We start from the raw sequence: 554 nt of genomic DNA on the forward strand, positions 1-554 counted from the left end.
ACGACGCTCTGCAAGCTGATGTTCGACAACGACTCGACGACCTTCTACACCTCGGGCATGGCCCAGAAGGAGGGCGACTGGACCGGCGCCGACCTCGGCCGCGTGCGCGACGTGGAGGAGGTGCGCATCCTCCAGGGCCGCAACTCGGTGGACGACGTGGACTACTTCGACCACGCCGTGGTCGAGTATTCGGAGGACGGAAAGACATGGACGCCCCTGACCGGCGAACTCGAGAAGCAATATGTCATCAACTGGAGCGGAGAACCCGTCCGCGCCCGCTACGTGCGTCTGAAGCGGCTCGAGTCGCCCCGGACCAACTGGGCGTCGGTCCGCTCGTTCGAGGTCAATCCGGTCCGCGCGGAGCGGCTCGGGTTCGAAATCGAGGCCGAGGATGCCGCACAGGCGCTCTATGCCTTCGACCGCAACCCCGGCACGTCGTTCGAAAACCGGGGCGTGCTGAAGTTCGGCATTCCGGAGGGCACGAAGCGGTACACGCTGCTGCTGAAGCTTCCGGCCGAAGGTGCGGTTACGCTCCCCCAGCGGGCGGGAGGCGG

Annotated in this window: 1 protein-coding gene; it reads left to right on the forward strand. The window is 66.2% G+C overall.

What is annotated here, in order from left to right:
- A partial coding sequence (locus tag QZL63_RS10860) for a discoidin domain-containing protein (RefSeq protein WP_290587192.1) occupies positions 1-554 on the forward strand: 554 nt, incomplete at both ends.

Source organism: Alistipes sp. CAG:268 (assembly GCA_000434235.1).
Taxonomy (GTDB): domain Bacteria; phylum Bacteroidota; class Bacteroidia; order Bacteroidales; family Rikenellaceae; genus Alistipes; species Alistipes avistercoris.